Raw genomic sequence first — 22,424 nt, forward strand, 5'->3', positions numbered from 1 at the left:
CCCACGGTCGTGGCTTACCCGATGGCGAGACGGTAGGTACCGGCGGTTGGCCGGTACCTACATTCCTCAGAACCCGAGGTCCACACCCGGCAGCAACGGCTGCAGCTGGTCGCGGAACAGCGTCTTGATGCGTTCCAGCGCCGCTTCATCGTCGGCCTCGAAGCGCAGCACCAGCACCGGCGTGGTGTTGGACGCGCGCAGCAGTCCCCAGCCATCGGGGAAATCGGCGCGCAGGCCGTCGATGGTGGACAGGCGGGCGCCCGCGAACGGCGACTCCTCCACCTGCGCGGCCGATACGAACAACGACACCAGCGCGTGCGGGGTGCCCGATTCCACCGGCACCTTCAGCTCCGGCGTGGACACGCTGTCGGGCAATTCGTCCAGCACCTCCGACGGCGTCTCCTCGCGCTGGGCCAGGATCTCCAGCAACCGCGCGGCCGCATACAGGCCATCGTCGAACCCGAACCAGCGCTCCTTGAAGAAGAAGTGCCCGCTCATCTCACCGGCCAGCTCGGCATCGGTTTCGCGCATCTTCGCCTTCATCAGCGAATGCCCGGTCTTCCACATCAGCGGGCTGCCGCCATTGCGCAGCACGTAGTCGGACAGCTTGCCGCTGCACTTCACGTCGTAGATGACCAGCGCGCCCGGGTTGCGCATCAGCACGTCGGCGGCGAACAGCATCAGCAGCCGGTCGGCATAGATGATCTTGCCTTCGCGGGTGACCACGCCCAGGCGGTCGCCGTCGCCGTCGAAGGCCAGGCCGATGTCCGCGTCGAAGCGCTTCACCGTCTGGATCAGGTCTTCCAGGTTGTGCGGGTCGCTCGGGTCCGGGTGGTGGTTGGGGAAGGTGCCATCCACATCGCAGTACAGCGGAATGACCTCCGCGCCGATGGCTTCCAGCAGCGGCTGGGCCAGTTCGCCGGCCACGCCGTTGCCGGCATCGGCCACCACCTTGAGCGGGCGGTCCAGCTGCACGTCGTCGGCGATACGCTGGATGTAATCGGCGTTGACCTCGCGCTGCTTCAGACTGCCCGGCTCGGCCGCCACATGCAGCTGGCCGTCGCGGATGCGCTGGAACAGTTCGGTGATGGCATCGCCCGACAGGGTTTCACCGCCCACCACGATCTTGAAGCCGTTGTAGTCCGGCGGGTTGTGGCTGCCGGTAACGGCCACGCAGCTGCCCGCGCGCAGGTGGTAACTGGCGAAGTACACCACCGGGGTGGGCGCCAGGCCGATGTCGATGACATCGCAGCCGGCGCGGCGCAGGCCCTCGATGAGCCCGGCACTGAGTTCCGGGCCGGACAGGCGACCATCGCGGCCCACGACGATCTCGCGCAGACCCTGCACCTGCAGCACCGAGCCGATGGCCTGGCCGATCAGCGCCGCCACCTGCGGGGTAAGCTCACGCCCCACCACGCCGCGGATGTCGTAGGCGCGGAAGATACCGGCCGGTACCTCCTGCCCCGCTACGCCCGGCACCGGCGGCGGACCGCCTTCGGCCATGGCAGGCACCACCGCCAGCGGTGCCTGCTCCAGGCTTTCGCGCAGGGTGAGGCCTTCTTCTTCGGTGGCGTCTTTCGACGCACGACGGCGCGGCAGCGCCACCTTGCCCTTGCCGAACTGCAGCATGCCGGCGATGGCCAGCAGCAGCACCGCCACCACCGCACTGGAAATGGCGCCCAGGCCCAGCGGGCCCGGCTCGATATCCGGCACGGCCGCGGCCAGGCGTAGCCCGCTCTTGCCGATCGGGCGCGCCAATGCCTCGGCACCGTCGGCCAGGCCCGCGTTGCCCTGTTCAATCACATTGTGGTTGCCCTGGCGCAGGGCCACGTAGCCCGCGCCCGGCACGCGCACCTGGTCGAAGGTGGCAGTCAGCCGCAGCAGCGGCTGGCGCACGTACACCAGCGCCGGCCCCTGCGTGCCCAGTACCACCGGCACCGCCAGGCCAAGGCGCTGGCCCCCGGCATCGCGCACCACGCGTGCCACCACCGCGTTCTGGGCGTTGGCCGCTTCCAGCAGCGCCAGGCGCGAATAGCCGAAGGCCTTCGGGTCGGCATAGGCCGCGTCCAGGCTGGCGGGGATGACCTGCACCTCTTCGGTACCCGGCCAGCCTTCGCGGATGGCCACGGCCGTGGCTTCGCCATCGCCGTTGCCCAGCGCCGTGGCCACGCGCTCGCTTTTCATCAGCTTGCGCAGCTGGTCCAGCTGGCCGTTCAAGGCCGTCTGCACCCCGCCCACGATCTGGTCACGCGACTGTTCCAGCTCCGTGCCCACCGAGGCCTGCCGCCACTGCCGCACCGCACTCCAGCCAAACCATGCGGCCAGCAGCACCAGCGCGACCACCACCAGTGGCCCGGTGCGCTTGCTTGCCAGCTTCGGTTGCCCTTCCGCCTTCGCCTTGCTCATGGAACTTCCCCCTGGTCAGCGCACCCCGGTATGGCCGAATCCACCCGTTCCCCTGGCGCTGTCGGTGAAAGTATCTACTACCTGCAGGCCCACGCGTGCGATGGGCAGCACAACCAGCTGCGCGATGCGGTCGCCCGGCTGCAGCGTGAAGGCCTCGCGGCCACGGTTCCACGCGCTGATCAGCAGCGGGCCCTGGTAATCGGCGTCGATCAGCCCGGTGCCGTTGCCCAGCACGATGCCGTGGCGATGGCCCAGCCCCGAGCGCGGCAGCACCACGGCGGCCAGGTTCGGGTCGGCAATGTGGATGGCGATACCGCTGGGAATCAGCGCCGTATCGCCCGGCTGCAGGGTGAGCTCGGTTTCCAGCGCCGCGCGCAGGTCCAGCCCGGCGCTGTGCTCGGTGGCGTAGGCCGGCAGCGGCCAGGTATCGCCGAAGCGCGGGTCGAGCAGCTTTACCTGCAACGGCTGAAGGGTGGAATCAACGCTCATGCGTGCAACCTCTGGGCAATCAGGGACAACAGTTGTTCGGCCAGCAGCGCCTTGGAGGTACCGGGGAACACCTGTTCGCCGCCCTGCCAGTAGGCCGTGGCCGCGTTTTCATCACTTTCGAAACCGCCGGTGGCAATGCCCACCTGGTTGGCAATCACCAGGTCCAGGCGCTTGTCCACCAACTTGCCGCGCGCGTACTTCTCCACATCGTGGGTTTCGGCGGCAAAGCCGACCACCAGCTTCAGCGCGTTGGTCTGCGCGGCCACCTCGGCCAGGATGTCCGGCGTGCGCACCAGCTCCAGCGTGAGGGTCTGGGTGCCGGCGGTCTTCTTCAATTTCTGCGGGGCCACCTGGCGCGGGGTGTAATCGGACACCGCGGCCGCGCCTATATAGATGTCGGCGGGCAGCGCGCCCAGCACCGCTTCGCGCATCTGCGCGGCCGAGCGCACATCCACCCGCTGCACCCCGGTCGGGGTGGGCAGCTGCACCGGGCCACTCACCAGCACCACCTGCGCGCCTTGGCGCACGGCGGCGGCGGCCAGCGCATAGCCCATCTTGCCGCTGCTGCGGTTGCCCACGTAGCGCACCGGGTCCAGGTCTTCGTAGGTGGGGCCGGCACTGATGACCACGCGCAGGCCCTTCAGCTGCTGCTCGGGCGCGGCTTCAGCACCGGCCGGCGCCTGCAGCGCGGCCAGTGCCGCAACAATCGCATTGGGTTCGGTCAGCCGGCCCGGGCCGGATTCGCCTTCGGCCAGCGGGCCGTCTTCGGGCCCGATCACCTGCGCGCCGCGCTGGCGCAGCAGGGCGATGTTGGCCTGCGTGGCCGGGTGCTGCCACATGCGGTGGTTCATGGCCGGGCACACGGTGAGCGGCGCGGTGGTAGCCAGGCACAGCGTGGTGACCAGGTCATCGGCATTGCCGTGGGCCAGCCGGGCCAGCAGATCGGCGGTGGCCGGGGCCACCACGATGCGATCGGCCCAGCGGGCCAGCTCGATATGGCCCATGGCCTGCTCGGCGGCGCTGTCCCACAAGGTGGTGCGAGTGGGCTGGCCGGACAGGGCCTGGAAGCTCAGCGGGGTGACGAACTGCTGGGCCCCGGCGGTCATGGCGACCTGCACCTGGGCCCCGGCATCGCGCAGGCGACGCACCAGTTCCAGCGACTTGTAGGCGGCAATGCCGCCCCCTACGCACAACAACAGCTTCTGGCCTTGCAGCGGGCGCGCGGACGCCGGAGAAGCCTGGGGGGAGTCAGCCACCTGCGAATTTCCTGTCGAACTGAGGCGTTTAGCTTACCTGATGGGGTGTGGGGGGCTCATGCCTCAGGGGCATGAGGGGGGTGTTTTTGGTCATGAGGGGCGACTCAAACTCGCCCTTCACCGATGGCCCGACTTGTTGTACTTGAGCTGGCCAGCCTAAGATCGGTCAAAGCAGGGATCGCTGTTGGCCGCTCCTACACTGTCACTTTCAAATCCGCGGAAGAGCTACGAGGAACAAGGATGCCAGAGCATGCACCCAAAATTTCGGAACTGTATCTGGCATTTCGTCAGGCCAAGTCATCGCTGTTCTTTGAGAAGCGGGGCGTAGGACTTCGCGAAATTGCAGAATACGAACAAAATCTTTACGAAAATCTGAAAAGTTTGCGGAAAAAGTTAGCGAATGGGGCTTGGTTTGACCAACTGGAAGTTGGTGAAGTTTGGATAGTACCTAAGCGCTTTCGCGATCCGCCTGCGGAAGGTGAAGACGTAATTCGAATCGGCTCTCCGAAGCAAGATCAAGCAGCGAGATCAGTAGATGTTCAGGTTCGCCTATCCCCCCATCCTGATTATGCAATTACTGAGGTTCTCTATCTTTGGGAGTTTGGCGAACTTCTTGAATCATTATTATCCGAAGATGTAGTTGGCTACAGATTAGATGTAAAGAATAATGAAATATCAAAGCATCGACGATGGCTCTTCGAGTACTGGCCTAAGCGCTACCAAGAATTTAGATCAGCCCCGCTAGCAGCAGCAGCACGAATTCTGGCCAATGACTCGGATGCCGTCATAATTAGCGCCGACCTTGCTAGTTTCTACGATACCGTTGAACCATCCTTTCTTTTGGAGAAAACCTTTCTAAGGGAGCTCAGGGAGAATGGCGCGAGTACAAGGGCGACGAAGAGATTTAAGCATGCCACCTCGTCCCTTCTTTCTTCTTATGATCGATTCAGGGCTATTGCCTCGAAGCGGTTAACAGTCCCGGTACATATTGGAATACCAATTGGCGCACTCACTAGTAGAGTGCTTGCCAATGTGTCACTTGCTACCTTGGATAGATTTGTAAGCTCGCGCCCAGAGGTTGCATGCTACGCGCGTTACGTTGACGACTTAGTCATCGTAATTGAGGCGAAGGGAGAACCCACTGCGCTGGAGGTGATCTCTGACTACCTGCCAATTATTTCCAGCAAAAGCGAGCTACTTCACCTAAATGCTGAAATTCTTGGACGCAGGGGGTCAGAGTTTCAGGTTCAGCAGAGGAAGATTAAGGTTCACCATCTTCATGGAGAACCAGGCGCGGATTTCGTCAAAGCCGTGGACTCCGACTTCGCGAGAGCATTGAGTGAGCGCAGGGCCTTCATCGACTCCTCAACACTAGTCGGCGGCGGGGTAGCTCATTTAATTCGTGCGAACAATGGCGCTGGATCACCGCTGCGCGTTCTTAGGGAAGCGGACCGTGCCCGCCTCGAGCACTTCGCTCTCTCCACAAGCCTCCGATCGCTTGAACGAGTGACAAGCATGATTAATCATGCTGAGGCGAAGAAAATGGTTAGGGAATGTCTAGAGCGAGTAGTCCGAGTACTCGACTCTGAGAATGACTGGGTTGATGACTTAGACGTCGCGTTACGACTACTGAAGCTCGCAATAATCACAGGTGACTGGGTCTCGGCAATAGACCTACGTAGTCGACTGGATCGTGTTTGGGGCACAACCGAAGCCTTGCGCGCATCTGCTGGAACGCTCTATTACCGAAACCAGAGGCTCGACCCCATTAGGAGATCACCCTGGATATGGCTCCGAAACTATCTTCATGAGCGACGCCTCGAGGCGATTTGCGCCTGCCTCCCAATCGGCATGCACGCTGACGAAATTGATAGCAGCTTCCCTGGAGGTGTACGCGTACGCACTCATAAAATAGGAGCCACAACTCTTCGCAGGCGATCTGAGCTGCTGGCACTGACAGATCTTCGGACTAGAGATCGCGAAGAAGACGGATCACTCCTTTGCGCCGCTTCCGAGGGGCGAATGAACGAGCTACGCCGATCACTTCGACGTGATCCAGAATTAGCTTTACGCCTCTCTTCAATTGATGAGTTCATTGAACGCTGCCGGAGACTGGGCGATCCGGCTTGGAACATGCCGGCTGCGCGCCTATTCCTCTGCACTCGACCGCCGTCTTACTTCGATGTCGCTCATCGATGGCTATACCAAGTTGAGGATAACGGCTTTGATAGTTCAATCTTCGAAAAGCTAATAGACGTTGTGAATGCAGTCCGTGGAACCAGCTATGGCGACCCGGTTGGACGAGTTCTCGATACGAACACTATTGCAATTGAAGGGAAACAGGCAGCCAAACCTATTGATGATTCCTACCACAACAACGACCCTCGCATTATCCTTGGGAACTTGGTAGTTAAAAACGAATGGTGGGAAGGGGCGGCCACAAGAGTCTCAGGAAGTTCAGCAGGCAGACCATCTTTAACTTGGCCGCGATTGCGTGGATTGGCAGATGTTCTCGAGAAGGCGGAGCGAGCATCTCGGAAGAACTCATCAGAGATGTTGGTTTTACCTGAACTATCAATCCCCCGACAATGGTTTAGAACTGTTTCCAATCACGTTGTTAAGCTCGGGAGGTTTGGCTTGGTCACGGGCTTGGAATATCTACACTCCCCAACCACTAACCAAGTTGCCAATCAAGCTTTCGCAGTGCTCCCAGGTCCACTGATGTCTGTGGCGACATGGCCTTGGACAAAGCGAATGCCCGCCCGGGAGGAGGCACGTTCGCTATCTAAGATGCCCATACCCCTGTCGTTTTCTCCACCGGCGGGGAACCCGCCGCCACGAACGGTCATTCACTCCAACTGGGGAACATTCTCGGTATTAATTTGCAGCGAGCTCATTGAGGCCAGACTTACTGCGGACTTACTCGGGCGTGCGGATGTTGTTCTTTGTCCGGCGTGGAATCCCGACACTGCATCCTATGACCACCTCATTCAATCGGTCGGCTTCCAGCTTCACGCAATTATCGCAATTTCTAATAACGGACATTATTCCGATTGTCGCGCGTGGGCACCAAGGACAGAGCGATGGGAACGAGACTTGTGTCGACTAATAGAGCGCGACGTAGACGATATCGTCTATGTGGATATTCCGATTGCTAGCCTCCAAGCATTCCACGGTGGTGATAAGCAAGCCACAGATCGATTTGGAAAACTGCGCAAAGCACTCATGGCTCGCAAGTACGCAGACGCCAAACGGGAGCTTGAGCGACTTACTGATGGCTTACCCAGCGTATGGCGCCCGCTTCCTCCTGACTGGGAGGAGTGACGTACGCAGACCATCCATTGAGGTTGAGTGCTAGTCGTGGCTATTGGCGTGAACACCGGCCGTGCACTGCAGCTTTGGATGGGGAGATGAGCAGCCCTGCTGCCGAAACCGCATCTCTTTAACAATTCACACTCCAAGGTGAGCGTCTCTATGCGACTCACTCAATCGAGCACTAGCATATGAGAGACGCACCGAACAGCAATTTCCTGGGCCAAGGATAAGTAGCTCGCAATGCGTGCCGCTATTCCCTACCGTACTGAGCGCCGTTGACCGATTGGCCTGCCTCCGCCATTCATTTGATACTAGGCCATGGCAATCAAAGACTGGCCCAAGAACGAACAACCGCGCGAGAAGCTGCTGGCACGCGGGCCGGCAGCGCTTTCCGACGCTGAGCTACTCGCATTGTTCATGGGCACCGGCTGTAAGGGTTTGGACGTCATGGAGAACGCACGCCTTCTCCTCAAGGATCATGGCCCCCTGCGCCTATTGCTTGATATGAGCGCGCAGAAGCTGAGGAAACTGCCCGGGCTCGGCCCGGCACGGGCCTGCAAGCTGGTAGCCGCACTGGAACTCGCCGACCGCCATCTGCGTGCAAAGTTGGACCTGGGTGAAGGCATGTGCGATCCCAAGGCAGCCATGCGCTACTTCAAACAGCGGCTTCGCGGGCGCCCCCATGAGGTCTTTGCGGTCATGTTCTTGAACACCCGCAATCACATGCTGGCGTTCGAGGAACTCTTCCACGGCACGATCGATGCGGCGGCGGTCTACCCGCGCGAAGTGGCACGCCGCGCCCTGTTCCACAACGCGGCAGCGGTGATCATTGGTCACAACCACCCTTCTGGCAGCGCCGAACCGTCCGCCGCCGACCGGGACATCACCCGCCATCTGGAAAAGGCTTTGCCGCTGGTCGGCGTCCGCCTCCTCGACCACGTAGTAGTAGGCGAAGGCACCCCCGTCTCCATGGCTGAACGAGGCTGGCTCGAACCCACCCTGTCCTTCCGGGGCTGAACGCCCCAGTCAGCCCAGATACCCCTGTCCGGAGCCCCGAAACCGGCCCCAAGCCCCCTAAAGCCCCCTGCCCCAACCCCGTTCAATGGATCGGCCCGCCATCTAGGCTAAAATTGCCGATTCCGCCGCTCCAGTCCCAAAGCAGGCCTTGTGAAAAATCTCCTCCGCGCCCTGATCAGCCAAGGCATCGAAGCCTTGCGCGCCAACGGCACTCTGCCGGCCGATACCCTGACCCCGGAATTCGTGGTCGAACGCCCGAAGACCCGTGAGCACGGCGATTTCGCCACCAATGCCGCGATGCTGCTGGCCAAGCCGGCGCGCAGCAACCCGCGCGCCCTGGCCCAGGCGCTGCTGGATGCGCTGCCCAAAAGCGCCGATGTACTGCGCGTTGAGATCGCCGGCCCGGGCTTCATCAATTTCCACCTCGCCCCCAGCGCCTATCAGCGCGAAGCGGCCAGCGTGCTCAAGGAAGGCGCCGATTACGGCCGCAACCTGAGCGGCAACGGCCGTACCGTGGGCGTGGAGTATGTGTCGGCCAACCCAACCGGCCCGCTGCACGTGGGCCATGGCCGTGCTGCCGCCATCGGCGACTGCCTGGCGCGCCTGCTGGATGTAAACGGTTGGAACGCCAAGCGCGAGTTCTACTACAACGACGCCGGCGTGCAGATCGAGAACCTGGCCCTGTCCACCCAGGCGCGCGCCAAGGGGCTCAAGCCCGATGACGCCGGCTGGCCGGAAGCGGGCTACCGCGGCGATTACATCCAGGACGTGGCCAACGCCTACCTGGCCGGCGCCACGGTGGAGCTGGAAGGCCACTCGGTGGTGGGCGAGCGCGACCCGGACAACCTGGATGGCATCCGCCGCTTCGCGGTGGCCTACCTGCGCAACGAGCAGAACCAGGACCTGGCGGCGTTCGGGGTGGATTTCGACATCTACTTCCTGGAAAGCTCGCTGTACAAGGACGGCAAGGTGGAAGAGACCGTCGCCCAGCTGAAGGCGGCCGGCCACACCTATGAGGAAGGCGGCGCGCTGTGGCTGCGCTCGACCGACTTCGGTGACGACAAGGACCGCGTGATGCGCAAGTCCGACGGCACCTACACCTACTTCCTGCCGGACGTGGCCTACCACCTGAGCAAGTGGCAGCGCGGCTATGAGCGCGCCATCACCGAGCTGGGCGCAGACCACCACGGTTCGCTGGCGCGCGTGCGCGCCGGCCTGCAGGCGCTGGACGTGGGCATTCCCAAGGGCTGGCCGGAGTACGTGCTGCACCAGATGGTGACGGTGATGCGCGGCGGCGAGGAAGTGAAGCTGTCCAAGCGTGCCGGCAGCTACCTGACCCTGCGCGACCTGATCGAAGAAGCCGGCCGCGATGCGACCCGCTGGTTCCTGATCGCGCGCAAGCCCGATTCGCAGCTGACCTTCGATATCGACCTGGCCCGCGCGCAGAGCAACGACAACCCGGTGTTCTACGTGCAGTATGCGCACGCCCGGGTGTGCAGCCTGCTGCGCCAGGCCCAGGAGAAGGGCCTGAGCTATACGCAGGGCGAAGGCCTGGCCGGCATGGCCTCGCTGAACGACGATGCCTCGCTGTGGCTGATGATTGAAATGTCGCGCTTCCCGGAAGTGGTGGAAGCGGCCGGTATCGCGCTGGAGCCGCACCTGATCGCGCAGTACCTGCGTGAATTGGCGCACGCCTTCCACACGTGGTATCACGGCACGCAGGTACTGGTGGCTGACGACGCCGAACGCAATGCCAAGCTCACGCTGGCCTGCGCGGCGCGCCAGGTGCTGGCCAATGGTCTGAACGTCCTGGGCGTTTCCGCCCCGGAAAAAATGTAAGCAGTGGAGAAGCAGTAAATGGCAGCACGACGCGGCAAGAGCCAGGCACGACGCAACAGCAACCAGGGCACGCCGGGATGGGTGTGGCTGGTGGCCGGTGTGGCGATTGCGGCCGTAGTGTTTTTGGCGGCACCGAACCTGTTCAAGAGCGACGGTGACGGTTTCCTGCGGGTAGGCCCGCAGCCGAACCCGAACGCCCAGCCCGCCCCGGTGAGCGACGCCGACACCGACGTGGGCGCTGAACTGCCCAAGCCGGGCGCGGCGGCCAAGCCTGCCGAACCGGCCAAGCCGGCGGCTACCCAGTACGACTTCTACACCTTGCTGCCCGGCAAGGAAGTGGAAATGTCCGATGCGGAGCTGGCGGCCAGCGCGCGTGCTGAAGACCAGCGCCGTGCCAAGGCCGAGGCGCAGCGCGCGCAGGCGGCGTTGGAAGGACGCCCGTTGCCACCGGCACCGGCCCCGACCAGCACCGCGGCAACCACCTCGCCTGCGGCAGTGAGCACCGCCCCGCTGCCCGCCCCGGTGGCGGAGCGCCCGGCGGCGACCACGGCTCCGGCGGCAACGCCGGCGCAGACCGCGGCGGCTACCCCGGCGGCACCGAAGCCGGCGGCCACTGCAGCGGCGACGCCTGCTGCGGCGGCGGCTGAGCCTGCGACCAGCAACGTGCGCTACATCCTGCAGGCCGGTGCGTTTGGTGCGTCTGGCGATGCCGAGGCGACCAAGGCCAAGCTGGCGATGATCGGTTTGGCGGCGCGGGTGGAATCGGCGCAGATCAACGGCAAGACGGTGTACCGCGTGCGCATGGGGCCGTATGGCAGCGCCGGGGAGCTGGCGGAGGCCAAGCAGAAGCTGGACGGGACGGGGCTTCAGGCGATGGCGATCAAGGCGCAATAAGCCGGCCTGAGCAGAGCACGCCAACGCGCACCAGGGAGGGCACGACAATGGCATTGCGGTACCAGCCAAAGGTAGGAGAGGTGGTAGCATCGCGTCATTGGCCTTTGAGCCCTTTGCTTCACCTATTTGGCCTTGAGCCCTGAAAAAGCCCCGCACTGCGGGGCTTTTTCTTTTTCACTCCGGCCCGGATGTCACACGTTTGCGAGCCATTGCGGGGCGGTCGTCCGGGGATGCAGTTGTCGGCGTGATTGATCACCGCTCGCCGCCGTCCGATATGGATGCGCTATCGTCCGCGCATGTCCTCCCGCCCTGATCCTGCTGACCTGCCCGGCGTTGCCGGTGCCACCGGCCGCTACCGCGAATGGGCGCCGCCGCCTGCGCTGAAGGGATGCTTCGGGCAGCTGTGGCGCAGCGATCTGCCGGCGGGCCATAGCGGTGAGGTGGCGGTGCTGCCCGATGGCTGCGTGGACATCCTGTGGCGCGATGGGCGGCTGTATGTGGTGGGGCCGGATGTGGTGGCGGCGCACCCGCAGCTGACGCCGGGTGCGCAGGTGTTGGGCGCGCGGTTCCAGCCGGGTGCGGCGCGGGCGTGGCTGGGGGTGCCGCTGGGCGAGATGGTGGGCACGGCCGTGGAGCTGGATGCGGTGCTGGGGCCGCAGGCGCGGCAGATGGCGACGCGGTTGAATGAGGTGGGCGATGGCGATGCGCGGCAGCGGCTGTTTGCGCAGGCGTTGGCTGGGCTGCCCCGCTCCACCGGTAGCCGCCACGCGCTGGCGGCGCGGGTGTTCGAGCAGGTGCGGGCCGGGGGCAGCGATCTGGCCGCGATCGGTTCGGCGCTGCAGGTGAGCACGCGCAGCCTGCGCCGGTTGTGCCATGAGCAGTTTGGCTATGGGCCGAAGATGCTGGAGCGGATTCTTCGGCTGCAGCGGTTCCTGGCGCTGGCCCGGGCGCGGCCGGGGGATGGGCTGGCGGGGCTGGCGGCGGACGTGGGTTATGCCGACCAGTCGCACCTGAGCCGCGAGGTGCGGGCGCTGGCGGGGATCGGGGCGGCGCAGTTGTGCGCGCAGTGGCGCAGCTGACTGGCCGTTTTGTTCAAGACCGGCGCGGCCGCGGTGGCGATGCTGGGGCTCCTTTCAACGAGATGCCTCCATGAGCACCGCACACGGCAACGATCGCCGGATCGACAACATTGAATTCAACGTGGCTGACATCGCGCGCAGCAAGGCGTTCTACGGCAGCGTGTTTGGCTGGTCGTTCACCGATTACGGCCCGGGCTATACCGAGTTCGACGATGGCCGCTTGCGCGGTGGGTTTACCACCGATGCGCCGGTGCGTGCGGGTGGGCCATTGGTGATTCTGTATGCCGACGAGCTGGTAGCCACGCAGCAGCGGGTGGAAGCGGCCGGGGCGGACATCTGCCGGGCGGCGTTCGACTTTCCGGGTGGGCGGCGGTTTCATTTCCGCGATCCGGATGGGTATGAGTTGGCGGTGTGGACAGCCGCCTGAGGTAGAGCCGACCGTTGGTCGGCTGCCGTGAGCGGTGGGTGTGCTTCAAGGGCAGCCGACCAACGGTCGGCTCTACCGGTTCGGGCGTGCGGCCGCGGTGGTGGCCTGTTCGGGCGTGCGGCCGCGGTGGTGGCCTGTTCGGAGTGTGGCCGCGGTGGTGGCCTGTTCGGGCGTGTGGCCGAGGTGTCGGCCAGCGGTGCCCTTGGATCAGTCGCGTGCGACCTGGAAACCGGCGAACGACTGGCTTACCGGCATCAGTTCCAGGCGGTTGATGTTGAGGTGCGCCGGGAGGTTGGCTACCCAGAAGATCTGCTCGGCGATGTCGTCGGCGGTCATCGGGTTGGCACCGGTGTAGAGGGTGTCCGAGGCGGCCTGGTTGCCGTGGGTGCGCACCAGGGTGAACTCGGTTTCGGCCATGCCCGGCTCGATGGTGGTGACGCGCACGCCGGTGCCGTGCAGGTCGGCGCGCAGGCCGAGCGAGAACTGGCTGACGAAGGCCTTGGTGCCGCCATAGGCGTTGCCGCCCGGGTACGGGTACACGCCGGCCACCGAGCTGATGTTGATGATGGCGCCCTTGCGCTCCACCAGCTGCGGCAGCAGGCGGTGGGTGAGGGTGACCAGCGCGGTGACGTTGGTGTCGATCATGGTGCGCCAGTCTTCCAGCGAGGCGCTCTGCGCCGGGGCGGTGCCCTGGGCGAGGCCGGCGTTGTTGACCAGCAGGTCGATGGCGGCGAAGTCGGCCGGCAGGGCGGCCAGAGCGGCCTCCATGGCGGCGCTGTCGCGCACGTCGAAGACGGCCGCATGTACGCGCTCTGGACCGTAGGCGTCGACCAGCGGCTGCAGCCGTTCAGCGCGGCGGCCGGTGGCGATGACGCGCCAGCCGGCCTGGGCGAAACGATGGACGGCGGCAGCGCCAAAGCCGGAGGTGGCGCCAGTAATCAGAGCGGTACGGGTCATCGGGGTACTCCGTGGGAATCACGGGTATTTTCGCACCGATGCGGGGGGTGTGTGCCGGGGGCAATGTGCCGCACGGGGCGGGATGGCGTAGAGCCGGGCTCTGCCCGGCTGTGCGTGGGTGGCCGGTTCGCGTGCAGCCGGGCAGAGCCCGGCGCTACGTGGGACGCGGAGCGCAGCCGGGCAGAGCCCGGCTCTACGCGATCTGCGGTCAGCGGATACGGAAGACGCGGGCCTTGGGCAGGTCTTCGTCCACCTGCAGGAACCAGCGGCCGGCGATGCCGGGCACCACCACGATTTCGGGGTTGCTGCGGCTGGCCTTGAGCTTCATCTCGCCCTTGAGCACCTGCCACTGCTGGCCGTTGTCGAGGGTGAACACGGTGCCGGGTGCCCAGCCGTCTACCTGGCCGGTGACCTTGGCGGTAATGGGGCCGTCGTCCAGCCCCGGGAACATGGGGGCCGGGGTAGGCGCGCCGGGGGCGGCGGCCGGGGCGGCGGCGGCCGGCGGGGCCGGGGTGCGGGCCTCGGCCTCGCGCAGCAGGCGGTTGAGGGTCTGCAGCTGGGCCGGGCTGAGCCCCACCTGGGCCAGCGCCTGCGGGTCCACGCGCTGTTCGATTGCCACATACGGGGCCTGGGCGGCGGCCGTTGCGGCCAGCCAGACCATGCCCACACCCGCCAGAACCTGCCACCTGCGCATTGCCTGCTCCACTGCCTGTTGATGCTCGATGGCGGCACTGTGCTGCACTTTCATGGCAGCCAGATGACAGCGCGGCCGGTCGCGCCGGGCGCTGAGGCCGGCAGGGGGTAAAATGGCCGCCAGCCGCGCAGCCGCGCCGGCGGTATTGGACGTCACATGATCAACAACGATGTACTGCGCAGCATCCGCTACATGCTCGACCTCAGCGACGGCATGATCGCCGACACCTGTGCCCTGGCCGATCCGGCCTTCGTGATCGACAAGGCCGACGTGGCCGGTTGGCTGCGCAAGGAAGACGAGGAAGGCTTCGTGGCCTGCGACGACCGCACCCTGGCGCACTTCCTGGACGGGCTGATCGTGCACTTCCGTGGCCGCGACGAGAGCCAGCCGCTGCGCCCGGTGGAAAAGCGCATCACCAACAACCTGGTGCTGAAGAAGCTGCGCGTGGCCTTCCAGCTGAAGGACGTGGACATGCACGAGATCTTCCAGCAGGCCGGTTTCCCGGTGTCCAAGCCGGAGCTGTCGGCGCTGTTCCGCCAGCCGGACCACAAGAACTACCGCGCCTGCGGCGACCAGCTGCTGCGCAACTTCCTGAAGGGCCTCACCCTGCGCGTGCGCGGCGCCTGAGCCCCACGCTGGCACGTGGCTCCGCCTGCGGGGTCACGTGCTGCAGCAGTTCCTGCATGAAGGCCCGCGCCGCCGGCGTGGGCAACCGCGACCACACCGCATGGACGCGCCGCACGGGCGCATCCTGGATGGCTACGCAGGCCACGCCGGTGAAGCCGGCGGCGATGGCCACCGGCACGATCCCCACCGCCAGCCCCTGCTGGACGAAGCGCTCGATGAGCGACATGTGGTTGATCTCGAACGGCACCCGATGCGGCAACCCGGCCGCGGCGAAGGCTTCGTCGGTCTGGCGGCGTGCGCCACTGCCGTACTGGAAATCCACCAGCGGCAGCTCGGCCAGGGTAGCCAGTGACAGGCGCTTGCGGCTGGCCAGCGGGTGGCTCGGTGGCAGCACGGCCACCATGGATTCTTCGGCGAGCAGGCGGTGGCACGCACCGTCGATGGCGGTACCGGGCGACAGGCCTACCAGCGCGACATCCACGCGGCGCTCGCGCACGTCTTCCATCAGCACTTCGCTCTTGTCCATGCGCAGGCGGAATTCCACCTGCGGGTAGCGCGTGTGGAAGGCGGCCAGGCAGGCCACCAGATCCACGGCGGTGAGCGAGGTGATCTGGCCGATGGTGAGGGTGCCGCGCACCTGGCCGGCCACGGCGGCCACGTCTTCGCGCAGGTGCCGCAGCGAATCGAGCACCTGGCGGGCGTGGCTGAGCAGCGCTTCGCCAGCCGGGGTGACCCGCACCTGGCGCGGCAGGCGTTCGAACAGGGTGGCCTGCAGTTCTTCTTCAAGATGGGCGATCTGGTGGCTCAGCGCGGACTGCACCACGTGGCAGCGCGCGGCGGCGCGGGTGAAGTTGCGCTCTTCGGCCAGGGCCACGCAGAACTCGAGCTGTTTGAGGTTCACGCCGACATCTCCACCACCCATCTATTTTTCAGATGCATTGGATGATAACTATTCATTTCCATCATCGCGAAGGGAGGCGGACACTGGCGTCCCCCTGGAGTCTGGACGCGTTATGACCGCCGATGTACACACCCCGTTGAGCCGCTGGCAGGTGCTGTTGATGGCCTTTGCCACCGGCGTGGCGGTGGCCAGCAATTACTACGCCCAGCCGCTGCTGCACACCATTGCCGGCGAGTTCGGGGTGTCGTTCGGCCGCGCGGGCACGCTGGTGACGGCGGCGCAGCTGAGCTATGGCGTGGGCGTGGTGCTGCTGGTGCCGCTGGGCGACATGTTCGAGCGGCGGCGGTTGATCGTGGTGATGTCGTTGTTGTCAGCGTCGGGGTTGGTGGTGAGCGCGTTGAGCCATGAGTTCGCCTGGCTGCTGGTGGGCACGGCGATCACCGGGTTGTTCTCGGTGGTGGCGCAGGTGCTGGTGCCGTTCGCTGCCACGCTGGCGCGGCCGGAAGAGCGTGGCCGGGTGGTGGGCACGGTGATGAGCGGGCTGCTGCTGGGCATCCTGCTGGCGCGCACGGTGGCCGGGGCGTTGTCGTCGCTGGGCGACTGGCGCTGGGTGTACTGGATGGCGGCGGCCACGCTGGTGCTGACCACGTGGGTGCTGTATCGCACGTTGCCGCGTTTCCATCAGCACGCGGGCCTGAGTTACGGGGCGTTGCTGCGTTCGATCGGCACGCTGTTCGCGCAGGAGCCGGTGTTCCGGCTGCGCACGCTGCTGGGGGCGTTGAGTTTTGCGATGTTCGCGATGTTCTGGACGCCGCTGGCCTTCCTGCTGGCGGGCGCGCCGTACCACTACAGCGATGCGACGATCGGGCTGTTCGGGCTGGTCGGCGCGGCGGGCACGCTGGCCGCAGGTGTAGCCGGGCGGATGGCGGACCGTGGCAAGGCGGCATTGGCGACGACACTGGCGCTGGTGCTGCTGGCGGCGTCGTGGTTGCCGCTGGGCTTTTCGACGCAGTCGCTGGTGGCGCTGGTGGTGGGCGTGCTGGTGCTGGACCTGGCGGCGCAGTTGCTGCATGTGAGCAACCAGAACGTGGTGTTCGCGCTGCGACCGGAAGCACGCAACCGGCTCAATGCGGGGTACATGACCGGGTACTTCATTGGCGGGTCGTTGGGGTCGCTGGTGTCGGCGCAGGTGTATGGCGCGTTCGGCTGGACCGGGGTCTGCGTAACCGGCGCGGGCGTGGCCGCGGTGGCGATGGCGGTGTGGGCGGTGGCGGTGGTGGCGGAGAAACGCGCCGCCCGGTAGAGCCGACCGTTGGTCGGCTGCATTTGCGTGCCGCCCGGTAGAGCCGACCGTTGGTCGGCTGCATTGCGCGCCGCCTGGGGCAGCCGACCAACGGTCGGCTCTACCGGATGGGGTGTGTGCCCGGCGGTCGGAATGCCGCGCGGGGTGGGTGGGCGCTCCGTTAGAAGGCGGTCTGTACCGCGAACTCGACGCGCGAGCCTGCGTTGCCGGGGAACAGACGTTTGGCCGCGCTGTCGGTGTCGTGCGCGGTGAGGCGCAGCTCCCACGGGCCGTGCACCTTCCAGATGGCGCTGAGCTGGCCGTGCAGGTAGTCGTCGGCCTGCGCGCTGGCCAGCCAGTAATGGCCCACGGCCGCTTCCAGGCGCCACTGTTCGCCCAGCGGCAGGCGCGCGCCGAGCTGGGCGTAGGTGCCGGTGTGGCCGCCGGCCAGCGCGTCGTCGGACACGCCTACCTGCAGCCAGTAACGCTGCTGCCAGGTGAGGGTGCTGTTGAGCTCGGTCCAGTTCAGATCCACGGTGCTGGACGGGTAGAGGTAGCGGGTGAGGTTGACGTCCAGTGCCCAGTCCTGGCCCAGCGCCCCACCCCACCCGGCCACCACGTCGAATTCGCTGCGCGCGCCGTTGTCGGGCTGGAACGACACCCCTGAGCCCCACACCGAGGCGTACCAGCCGCTTTCGCTGCCCAGTTTGACGCCCGCCTGTGCGGCCGGGTCGCCGTCACTCTGCGAGCTGCCGCGCCAGACATAATCGGTGGTGAGGGTCGCATTGCCCTCCACCGCGGCCGCCGCCGCACCACTCATCACCAGGCCCAGCAGCAGCACGCTGCAGCGGCGCGCCCTGCGCCCTTTCATCTGTTCAACCACCACGGTAAGCACTCCATCGGACGGCGGCGCCGTCGAGGTGGGCAGTGTTCCCGCAGGGGCCGTAAAGCCGCCATGCCGCGGCGGCGGCAGGGGCGCAAAATCAGCGTAAATCCTGCGTCCACGATGCCGCACGGGGGCCGCGCTATCATGGGCCGCTCTGACCTGTTGCGAGTAATGGCGTGGACGCGATCCTGACCCCGGTATCGATTGGCGAGCTGATCGACAAGATCACCATCCTGGAAATCAAGGCCGAACGCATCAGCGATGCGGGCAAGAACGCCAACGTCCGCAAGGAACTCGATGGCCTGTGGCCGCTGTGGCAGCATCAGCTGGCCAGCCAGCCGGGGCTGGACGCGCTGAAGGATCAGCTCAAGGCCATCAACGTGCGCATGTGGGACATCCAGGACCAGCTGCGCGACAAGGAAGCGGCGCAGGTGTTCGACGATGCGTTCATCCAGCTGGCGCGTGGGGTGTACGGCACCAACGGCGAGCGGGTGAAGGTGAAGAACGAGATCAACCGCGTGGCCGGTTCGCAGCTGGTGGAAGAAAAGCAGTACCAGGGCGAGTAACCGGCCCCGCCCGCGCCGGGCTCAGTGCCCGGTGGCGGCCATGAAGCGTTCGCGGTCCTGCTGGGTACGCCGGCGGATTTCAGCCAGCGCCTCGTTTTCGGTGGCTTCCAGCATGGATTCGAACAGGCGCTGGAAGTGGTTGCGCATGGCCAGCCGTGCGGCCGCCGGGTCGCGCGCGCGCAGGGCGTCGAGGATGGCGGTGTGTTCTTCGTCGCGGGTGTCGTCGTCGTTGTGGCAGACGTTGGCATACACCTGCCGCACCCGCGGCAGTTCATTGCGCATGCGCCAGATCAGCTGCACGCAGTGCTCCACCACCGGGTTGCCGGCAATGCGGGCAATGGACAGGTGGAACTGGCGGTCGGCTTCGCTGGCGGCGGCCTCGCCCGAGGCCGGGTCGACCATGGCCGCGATCAGGCCGGCCAGGTCCTGGAGTTCTTCTTCGGTGATGCGGCTGGCGGCCATGGCCGCCGCTTCGGCTTCGATCACCGCGCGAGCGGCGGTGAGGTCGAAGGCAGACACGTCCGGCAGCGCGCCGGGGGCCTGCGACGGGCGCGCCTTCACATACACGCCCGAGCCGGTCTTGATGGTGATCAGCCCCTGCGCTTCCAGCGCGATTTCCGCCTCGCGCACGGTCACCCGGCTGACGCCGAGGCGCTCGGCCAGGTCGCGTTCGCCGGGCAGCCGCGAGCCCGGCGGGAATTCGCCCTTCTCGATCAGCGCGACGATTTCGGCGGCAATGGACTGGTAGAGACGGGGTTCGGACATCATCAAGACCTGGCTGTACGGTGGCTGGGGACCATCATGCGACCCGCGCCCTCAGAGAGCGGCGCGGTCGGGAAAACCGCGCCACTGACCTCAGAAGCGGTAGCGCACCCCGAGATAATAGCGCCGCCCGTAGGTGGTGTACTCGCGGAAGCTGCCCAGGATGGGCATATCCGACACCCGCGGCTCGTCGGTGAGGTTGCTGGCCGACAACGACAGCGACAAGTGCTTGTTCACTTTGTAGGTGGCGCGGAAGTCGAGCGAGCCATTGTCGCGCACGTAGCGGTTCTGCGACGGGTCGCCGACGAACTGCTGGTAATAATCCGAGCGGTATTTGTAGATGGCCTGCAGGTCCAGCTTGCCCAGGCCCCAGTACACCTGGGCCGACGCGACGTGCTTGGACAGCCCGAAGATATTGGCCGGCTCGACGATCCCGGGTGTGAAGACGCCGGTAATGGGGTCGGTGGACTCGCCCAGGCGCAGGTCTTCGGTCTTGAAGTTGGAATGGGCGTAGTTGTAGCTGGCCTTCACGCCCAGCCCGGAGAAGATGCCCGGCAGGTAGCTGAAGCTGTGCGAGCCGGTGAGCTCGAAGCCGATCAGGTCGCTTTTCTGGTCGCTGGTGGCCAGCTGCTCCACCGGCACGGTGACGCTCTGGCCGTCGATGTCGAAGGTCTCGCCCACCACCACCGGTACCGAGCCGCCGTTGAACTGCTTGTAGTAGATGGCGGTGGACAGCATGGAGTCTTCGTTGGCATACCACTCCAGCGAGACGTCGGCGTTCCAGGACATCAGCGGCTTGGCGCGCGGGTTGCCGGTGGCGGTGATGTTGCCCAGCGCTTCGGCCACCGTGCGGAAATCGGTGTCGGCCTCGTCCAGGGTGAAGCTGCGGCCAAAGCCTTCGGCGGCCAGGTCGGGGCGCGACATGGCGCGGTAGGCACCCACGCGCAGCAGCAGGTCCGGACGCAGTTCGAAGGCGGCGTTGAAGCTGGGCAGCCATTCGGTGTTGCTGGACTTGAGGATCTGCCGGGTGAAGTCGCCGGTGGGGCGCAGGGTCACGGTGCCATCGGAGTTATTGATGACATCCAGGCCACTGCGCAGGCCCACCGAGCGCACGTCGGTACGCACGCCGCGCACACCGATGTTGCCGGTGACCGGCAGGCCGAACCATTCGCTGCTGTAGTCGCCCATCAGGTACAGGGCGTTGGTTTTCTCGGTGACATCGTTGTTGGCCGGGTTGCGCAGGTCGGCGCTCAGGCCGGTGTCGTCCACGCCGGTGAAGGCGTTGAACAGGCAGCGGCTGTCAAAGCTGGCCCACTGGTCGATGGTGTTGCCGCTGGCGTTGGCCAGGAAGTCCTTCTGCGGGAATTCCTGGCGGCAGGCGCGGTTGGCCGCACGGATCGCGGCGACATTGGTGGTGGTGATGTCGCGGGTGTCGGTGAAGTCGGTGTAGGTCGCTTCGGAATGGCGCACGCCGCCCTTGATGGCGGTGAAGAAGCCGCTTTCCGGGGTGAACGCCGCATCGAAGCGCTGCGCACGGATGGTGTGTTCGCGGCTCTGCTGGCGGCGACGGATCAGCGCCGAATCGGTGTAGTTGTCCGGGTTGTTCACGTCGAACGCCGGATCCAGGGTGATGCTGGGCACGTCGCCGCTGTAGTCGTAGGTGTAATCGACGTAGCGGGTGTTCTTGATGCCGCCCACCGGCTTGCCGTTGACGTCGGTACGGCCGGCGCGCAGGCGGGTGGAACGCTCGATCTGGTCGCGCTGGGTGTTGGAGTAGGACAGGTCGGTGGACAGCGTCCAGGCCGGGGTGGGCCGGAAGATGACGTTGAAGCCGCCGCCGGTGTATTCCTCCATGCGCTCCAGGAAGTTGCCGGTGGAGTCGATGGTGGTGCTGCCGGTGTGGTGCAGCAGCGCGCCGTCGTCGGTGACCACGCGGTTGTTGAGGTTGCGCATCATCGACGACAGCGACAGGTCCGAGCGGTCTTCGGTGTAGTCACGCTTGGAATGCTGGTAATCGACGTTCACTTCCACCGTGTCGTTGGGGCGCCACTGCAGCGCGGCGAACTGCGAGTCGCGCTTGTCGTGTTCGATGAACTGGCGGTAGATGCGGCTGCTGGGCACCAGGTAATACGGCACGCCGTTGGCGACCTGGTTGCCGTCCACCGGGGTGCAGTTGCGGGTGGCACCCACGGTTTCGCGGCCGTCGCAGGCCACCCACGTGGAGCTGCTGGAGAACATTTCTTCCGGGTTGCTGCCCTGCAGGGCCTGCACGCCCACCGAGACGCCGAGCTTGCCGGCCCCGCCCATGTCGAACTGGTCGATGTAGCTGGCGGTACCGCGCCAGCCCACGCCGTCCTTGTCCTTGAGGCGGTCGTCGTAGTCCTGCCAGGTGCCGCGGCCATCCACCTGGATGGTGCGCTTGCCGTACTCGAGCGGCTTGACCGTTTCCATGTTCACGGTGCCGGCCACGCCGCCTTCGACGAAGTCGGCGCGCTGGGTCTTGTAGATGGCCACGCTGTTGATCAGCTCGGACGGGAACTGGTTGAAGTTCACCGAACGGTCGCCGCTGCCATTGGTCGCTTCGCGGCCGTTGAAGGTCGACGAGCCCAGGAACGGGCCCAGGCCACGGATCGAAATTTCCGACGCACCGCCCTTCTCGCGATGGGTGGAGGCACCGGTGATGGTTTCGATGGCCTCGCCGATGGACAGGGCCGGCAGGTCGCCGATGTCCTCGGCAGCAAGCACGTCGGACACCACGGTCTCTTCGCGCTTCTTGTCGATCGAGGTCTGGATGGTGCCGCGCACGCCGGTGACCTGGACCTGGTCCAGGGTAGTGGGCTGTGCGGGCGGTGCTTCGGCGTCCTGTGCATACACCAGCGGCACGGCCGCGGTGACAGACAGGGCATACAACAGCGCGCCATGCAGCGCGGTGCGGCGAAGGCCTCGTGGCGAGGCCGTACGGCGGTCATGCAACATCGTGATCTCCCTCCCAGGATGGATCGTCCGACTACACGGATTCGATCCGGA

The 22,424-nt window shown here is 65.6% G+C and carries 18 protein-coding genes; 9 read left to right on the top strand and 9 right to left on the bottom strand.

All coding sequences use genetic code 11. The features are described 5' to 3' along the window. Nucleotides 1-66 precede the first annotated feature (66 nt). From ABIA71_RS17835 to coaBC, 3 genes are read right to left on the bottom strand one after another with little or no spacing between them, the layout of a single operon-like run. Entirely contained in the window at nucleotides 67-2,406 is a 2,340-nt protein-coding gene (locus ABIA71_RS17835) for a phosphomannomutase/phosphoglucomutase (protein ID WP_354286978.1), read from the bottom strand. 15 nt (nucleotides 2,407-2,421) lie between these two features. Next, entirely contained in the window at nucleotides 2,422-2,895 is a 474-nt protein-coding gene (dut, locus tag ABIA71_RS17840) for a dUTP diphosphatase (protein ID WP_128096038.1), read from the bottom strand. After that, complete coding sequence (gene coaBC / locus ABIA71_RS17845) at nucleotides 2,892-4,151, bottom strand: bifunctional phosphopantothenoylcysteine decarboxylase/phosphopantothenate--cysteine ligase CoaBC (RefSeq protein ID WP_354286980.1); 1,260 nt, start codon at nucleotides 4,149-4,151, stop codon at nucleotides 2,892-2,894. Before coaBC ends, dut begins: the two co-directional genes overlap by 4 nt. A 240-nt stretch (nucleotides 4,152-4,391) precedes the next feature. On the opposite strand from coaBC, the gene ABIA71_RS17850 reads away from it, so the two are divergent. The 6 genes from ABIA71_RS17850 to ABIA71_RS17875 all read left to right on the top strand — a co-directional run bounded on the left by ABIA71_RS17850 (nucleotide 4,392) and on the right by ABIA71_RS17875 (nucleotide 12,722). Beyond that, on the top strand, nucleotides 4,392-7,475 hold the full coding sequence (locus ABIA71_RS17850; RefSeq protein WP_354286982.1) for a hypothetical protein: 3,084 nt from the start codon (nucleotides 4,392-4,394) through the stop codon (nucleotides 7,473-7,475). 309 nt (nucleotides 7,476-7,784) lie between these two features. Further along, nucleotides 7,785-8,483 (top strand): RadC family protein, encoded by a 699-nt coding sequence (gene radC / locus ABIA71_RS17855; RefSeq protein ID WP_128095384.1) that lies wholly within the window; start codon nucleotides 7,785-7,787, stop codon nucleotides 8,481-8,483. 150 nt (nucleotides 8,484-8,633) lie between these two features. Continuing rightward, the gene (gene argS, locus ABIA71_RS17860; RefSeq protein WP_354286984.1) at nucleotides 8,634-10,322 is read left to right on the top strand and encodes an arginine--tRNA ligase; all 1,689 of its coding nucleotides are present in this window, start codon (nucleotides 8,634-8,636) and stop codon (nucleotides 10,320-10,322) included. Between the two features lie 18 nt (nucleotides 10,323-10,340). Then, entirely contained in the window at nucleotides 10,341-11,216 is an 876-nt protein-coding gene (locus ABIA71_RS17865) for an SPOR domain-containing protein (protein WP_354286986.1), read from the top strand. Between the two features lie 296 nt (nucleotides 11,217-11,512). Further along, nucleotides 11,513-12,295 carry a DUF6597 domain-containing transcriptional factor gene (locus ABIA71_RS17870; protein ID WP_354286988.1) on the top strand — a complete coding sequence of 261 codons (783 nt, stop codon included), beginning with the start codon at nucleotides 11,513-11,515 and terminating at the stop codon, nucleotides 12,293-12,295. Nucleotides 12,296-12,365: 70 nt separating this feature from the next. Beyond that, on the top strand, nucleotides 12,366-12,722 hold the full coding sequence (locus ABIA71_RS17875) for a VOC family protein (RefSeq protein WP_354286990.1): 357 nt from the start codon (nucleotides 12,366-12,368) through the stop codon (nucleotides 12,720-12,722). A gap of 207 nt (nucleotides 12,723-12,929) precedes the next feature. On the opposite strand, the gene ABIA71_RS17880 is transcribed toward ABIA71_RS17875, so the two are convergent. Further along, complete coding sequence (locus ABIA71_RS17880; protein WP_128096768.1) at nucleotides 12,930-13,679, bottom strand: SDR family NAD(P)-dependent oxidoreductase; 750 nt, start codon at nucleotides 13,677-13,679, stop codon at nucleotides 12,930-12,932. Nucleotides 13,680-13,887: 208 nt separating this feature from the next. Continuing rightward, nucleotides 13,888-14,427 carry a hypothetical protein gene (locus ABIA71_RS17885; protein ID WP_354286991.1) on the bottom strand — a complete coding sequence of 180 codons (540 nt, stop codon included), beginning with the start codon at nucleotides 14,425-14,427 and terminating at the stop codon, nucleotides 13,888-13,890. Between the two features lie 102 nt (nucleotides 14,428-14,529). Between ABIA71_RS17885 and ABIA71_RS17890 the strand changes: the two genes are divergently transcribed. After that, entirely contained in the window at nucleotides 14,530-15,000 is a 471-nt protein-coding gene (locus ABIA71_RS17890; RefSeq protein WP_159495508.1) for a YehS family protein, read from the top strand. On the opposite strand, the gene ABIA71_RS17895 is transcribed toward ABIA71_RS17890, so the two are convergent. Next, a complete protein-coding gene (locus ABIA71_RS17895; RefSeq protein WP_354286994.1) occupies nucleotides 14,975-15,901 on the bottom strand; it encodes a LysR family transcriptional regulator in 927 nt (308 codons plus the stop codon). The genes ABIA71_RS17890 and ABIA71_RS17895 overlap by 26 nt on opposite strands. 112 nt (nucleotides 15,902-16,013) lie before the next feature. Between ABIA71_RS17895 and ABIA71_RS17900 the strand changes: the two genes are divergently transcribed. Beyond that, on the top strand, nucleotides 16,014-17,204 hold the full coding sequence (locus ABIA71_RS17900) for an MFS transporter (protein ID WP_354286996.1): 1,191 nt from the start codon (nucleotides 16,014-16,016) through the stop codon (nucleotides 17,202-17,204). Nucleotides 17,205-17,364: 160 nt separating this feature from the next. Here the strand turns inward: ABIA71_RS17900 and ABIA71_RS17905 are convergent, their stop codons facing one another. Continuing rightward, entirely contained in the window at nucleotides 17,365-18,054 is a 690-nt protein-coding gene (locus tag ABIA71_RS17905; RefSeq protein WP_463271014.1) for a TorF family putative porin, read from the bottom strand. Between the two features lie 191 nt (nucleotides 18,055-18,245). Here ABIA71_RS17905 and ABIA71_RS17910 point away from each other — a divergent pair, with 191 nt between their 5' ends. Continuing rightward, nucleotides 18,246-18,635 (top strand): DUF6165 family protein, encoded by a 390-nt coding sequence (locus ABIA71_RS17910; RefSeq protein ID WP_354286997.1) that lies wholly within the window; start codon nucleotides 18,246-18,248, stop codon nucleotides 18,633-18,635. Between the two features lie 21 nt (nucleotides 18,636-18,656). Here ABIA71_RS17910 and ABIA71_RS17915 read toward each other — a convergent pair whose 3' ends face one another. Together ABIA71_RS17915 and ABIA71_RS17920 are read right to left on the bottom strand one after the other, a co-directional pair. Further along, the gene (locus tag ABIA71_RS17915; RefSeq protein WP_354286999.1) at nucleotides 18,657-19,400 is read right to left on the bottom strand and encodes a FadR/GntR family transcriptional regulator; all 744 of its coding nucleotides are present in this window, start codon (nucleotides 19,398-19,400) and stop codon (nucleotides 18,657-18,659) included. Between the two features lie 90 nt (nucleotides 19,401-19,490). Next, complete coding sequence (locus ABIA71_RS17920) at nucleotides 19,491-22,373, bottom strand: TonB-dependent receptor (RefSeq protein ID WP_354287001.1); 2,883 nt, start codon at nucleotides 22,371-22,373, stop codon at nucleotides 19,491-19,493. Between the last annotated feature and the right edge of the window lie 51 nt (nucleotides 22,374-22,424).

It is taken from the genome of Stenotrophomonas sp. 2619 (assembly GCF_040548725.1).
Lineage (GTDB): Bacteria > Pseudomonadota > Gammaproteobacteria > Xanthomonadales > Xanthomonadaceae > Stenotrophomonas > Stenotrophomonas maltophilia_AP.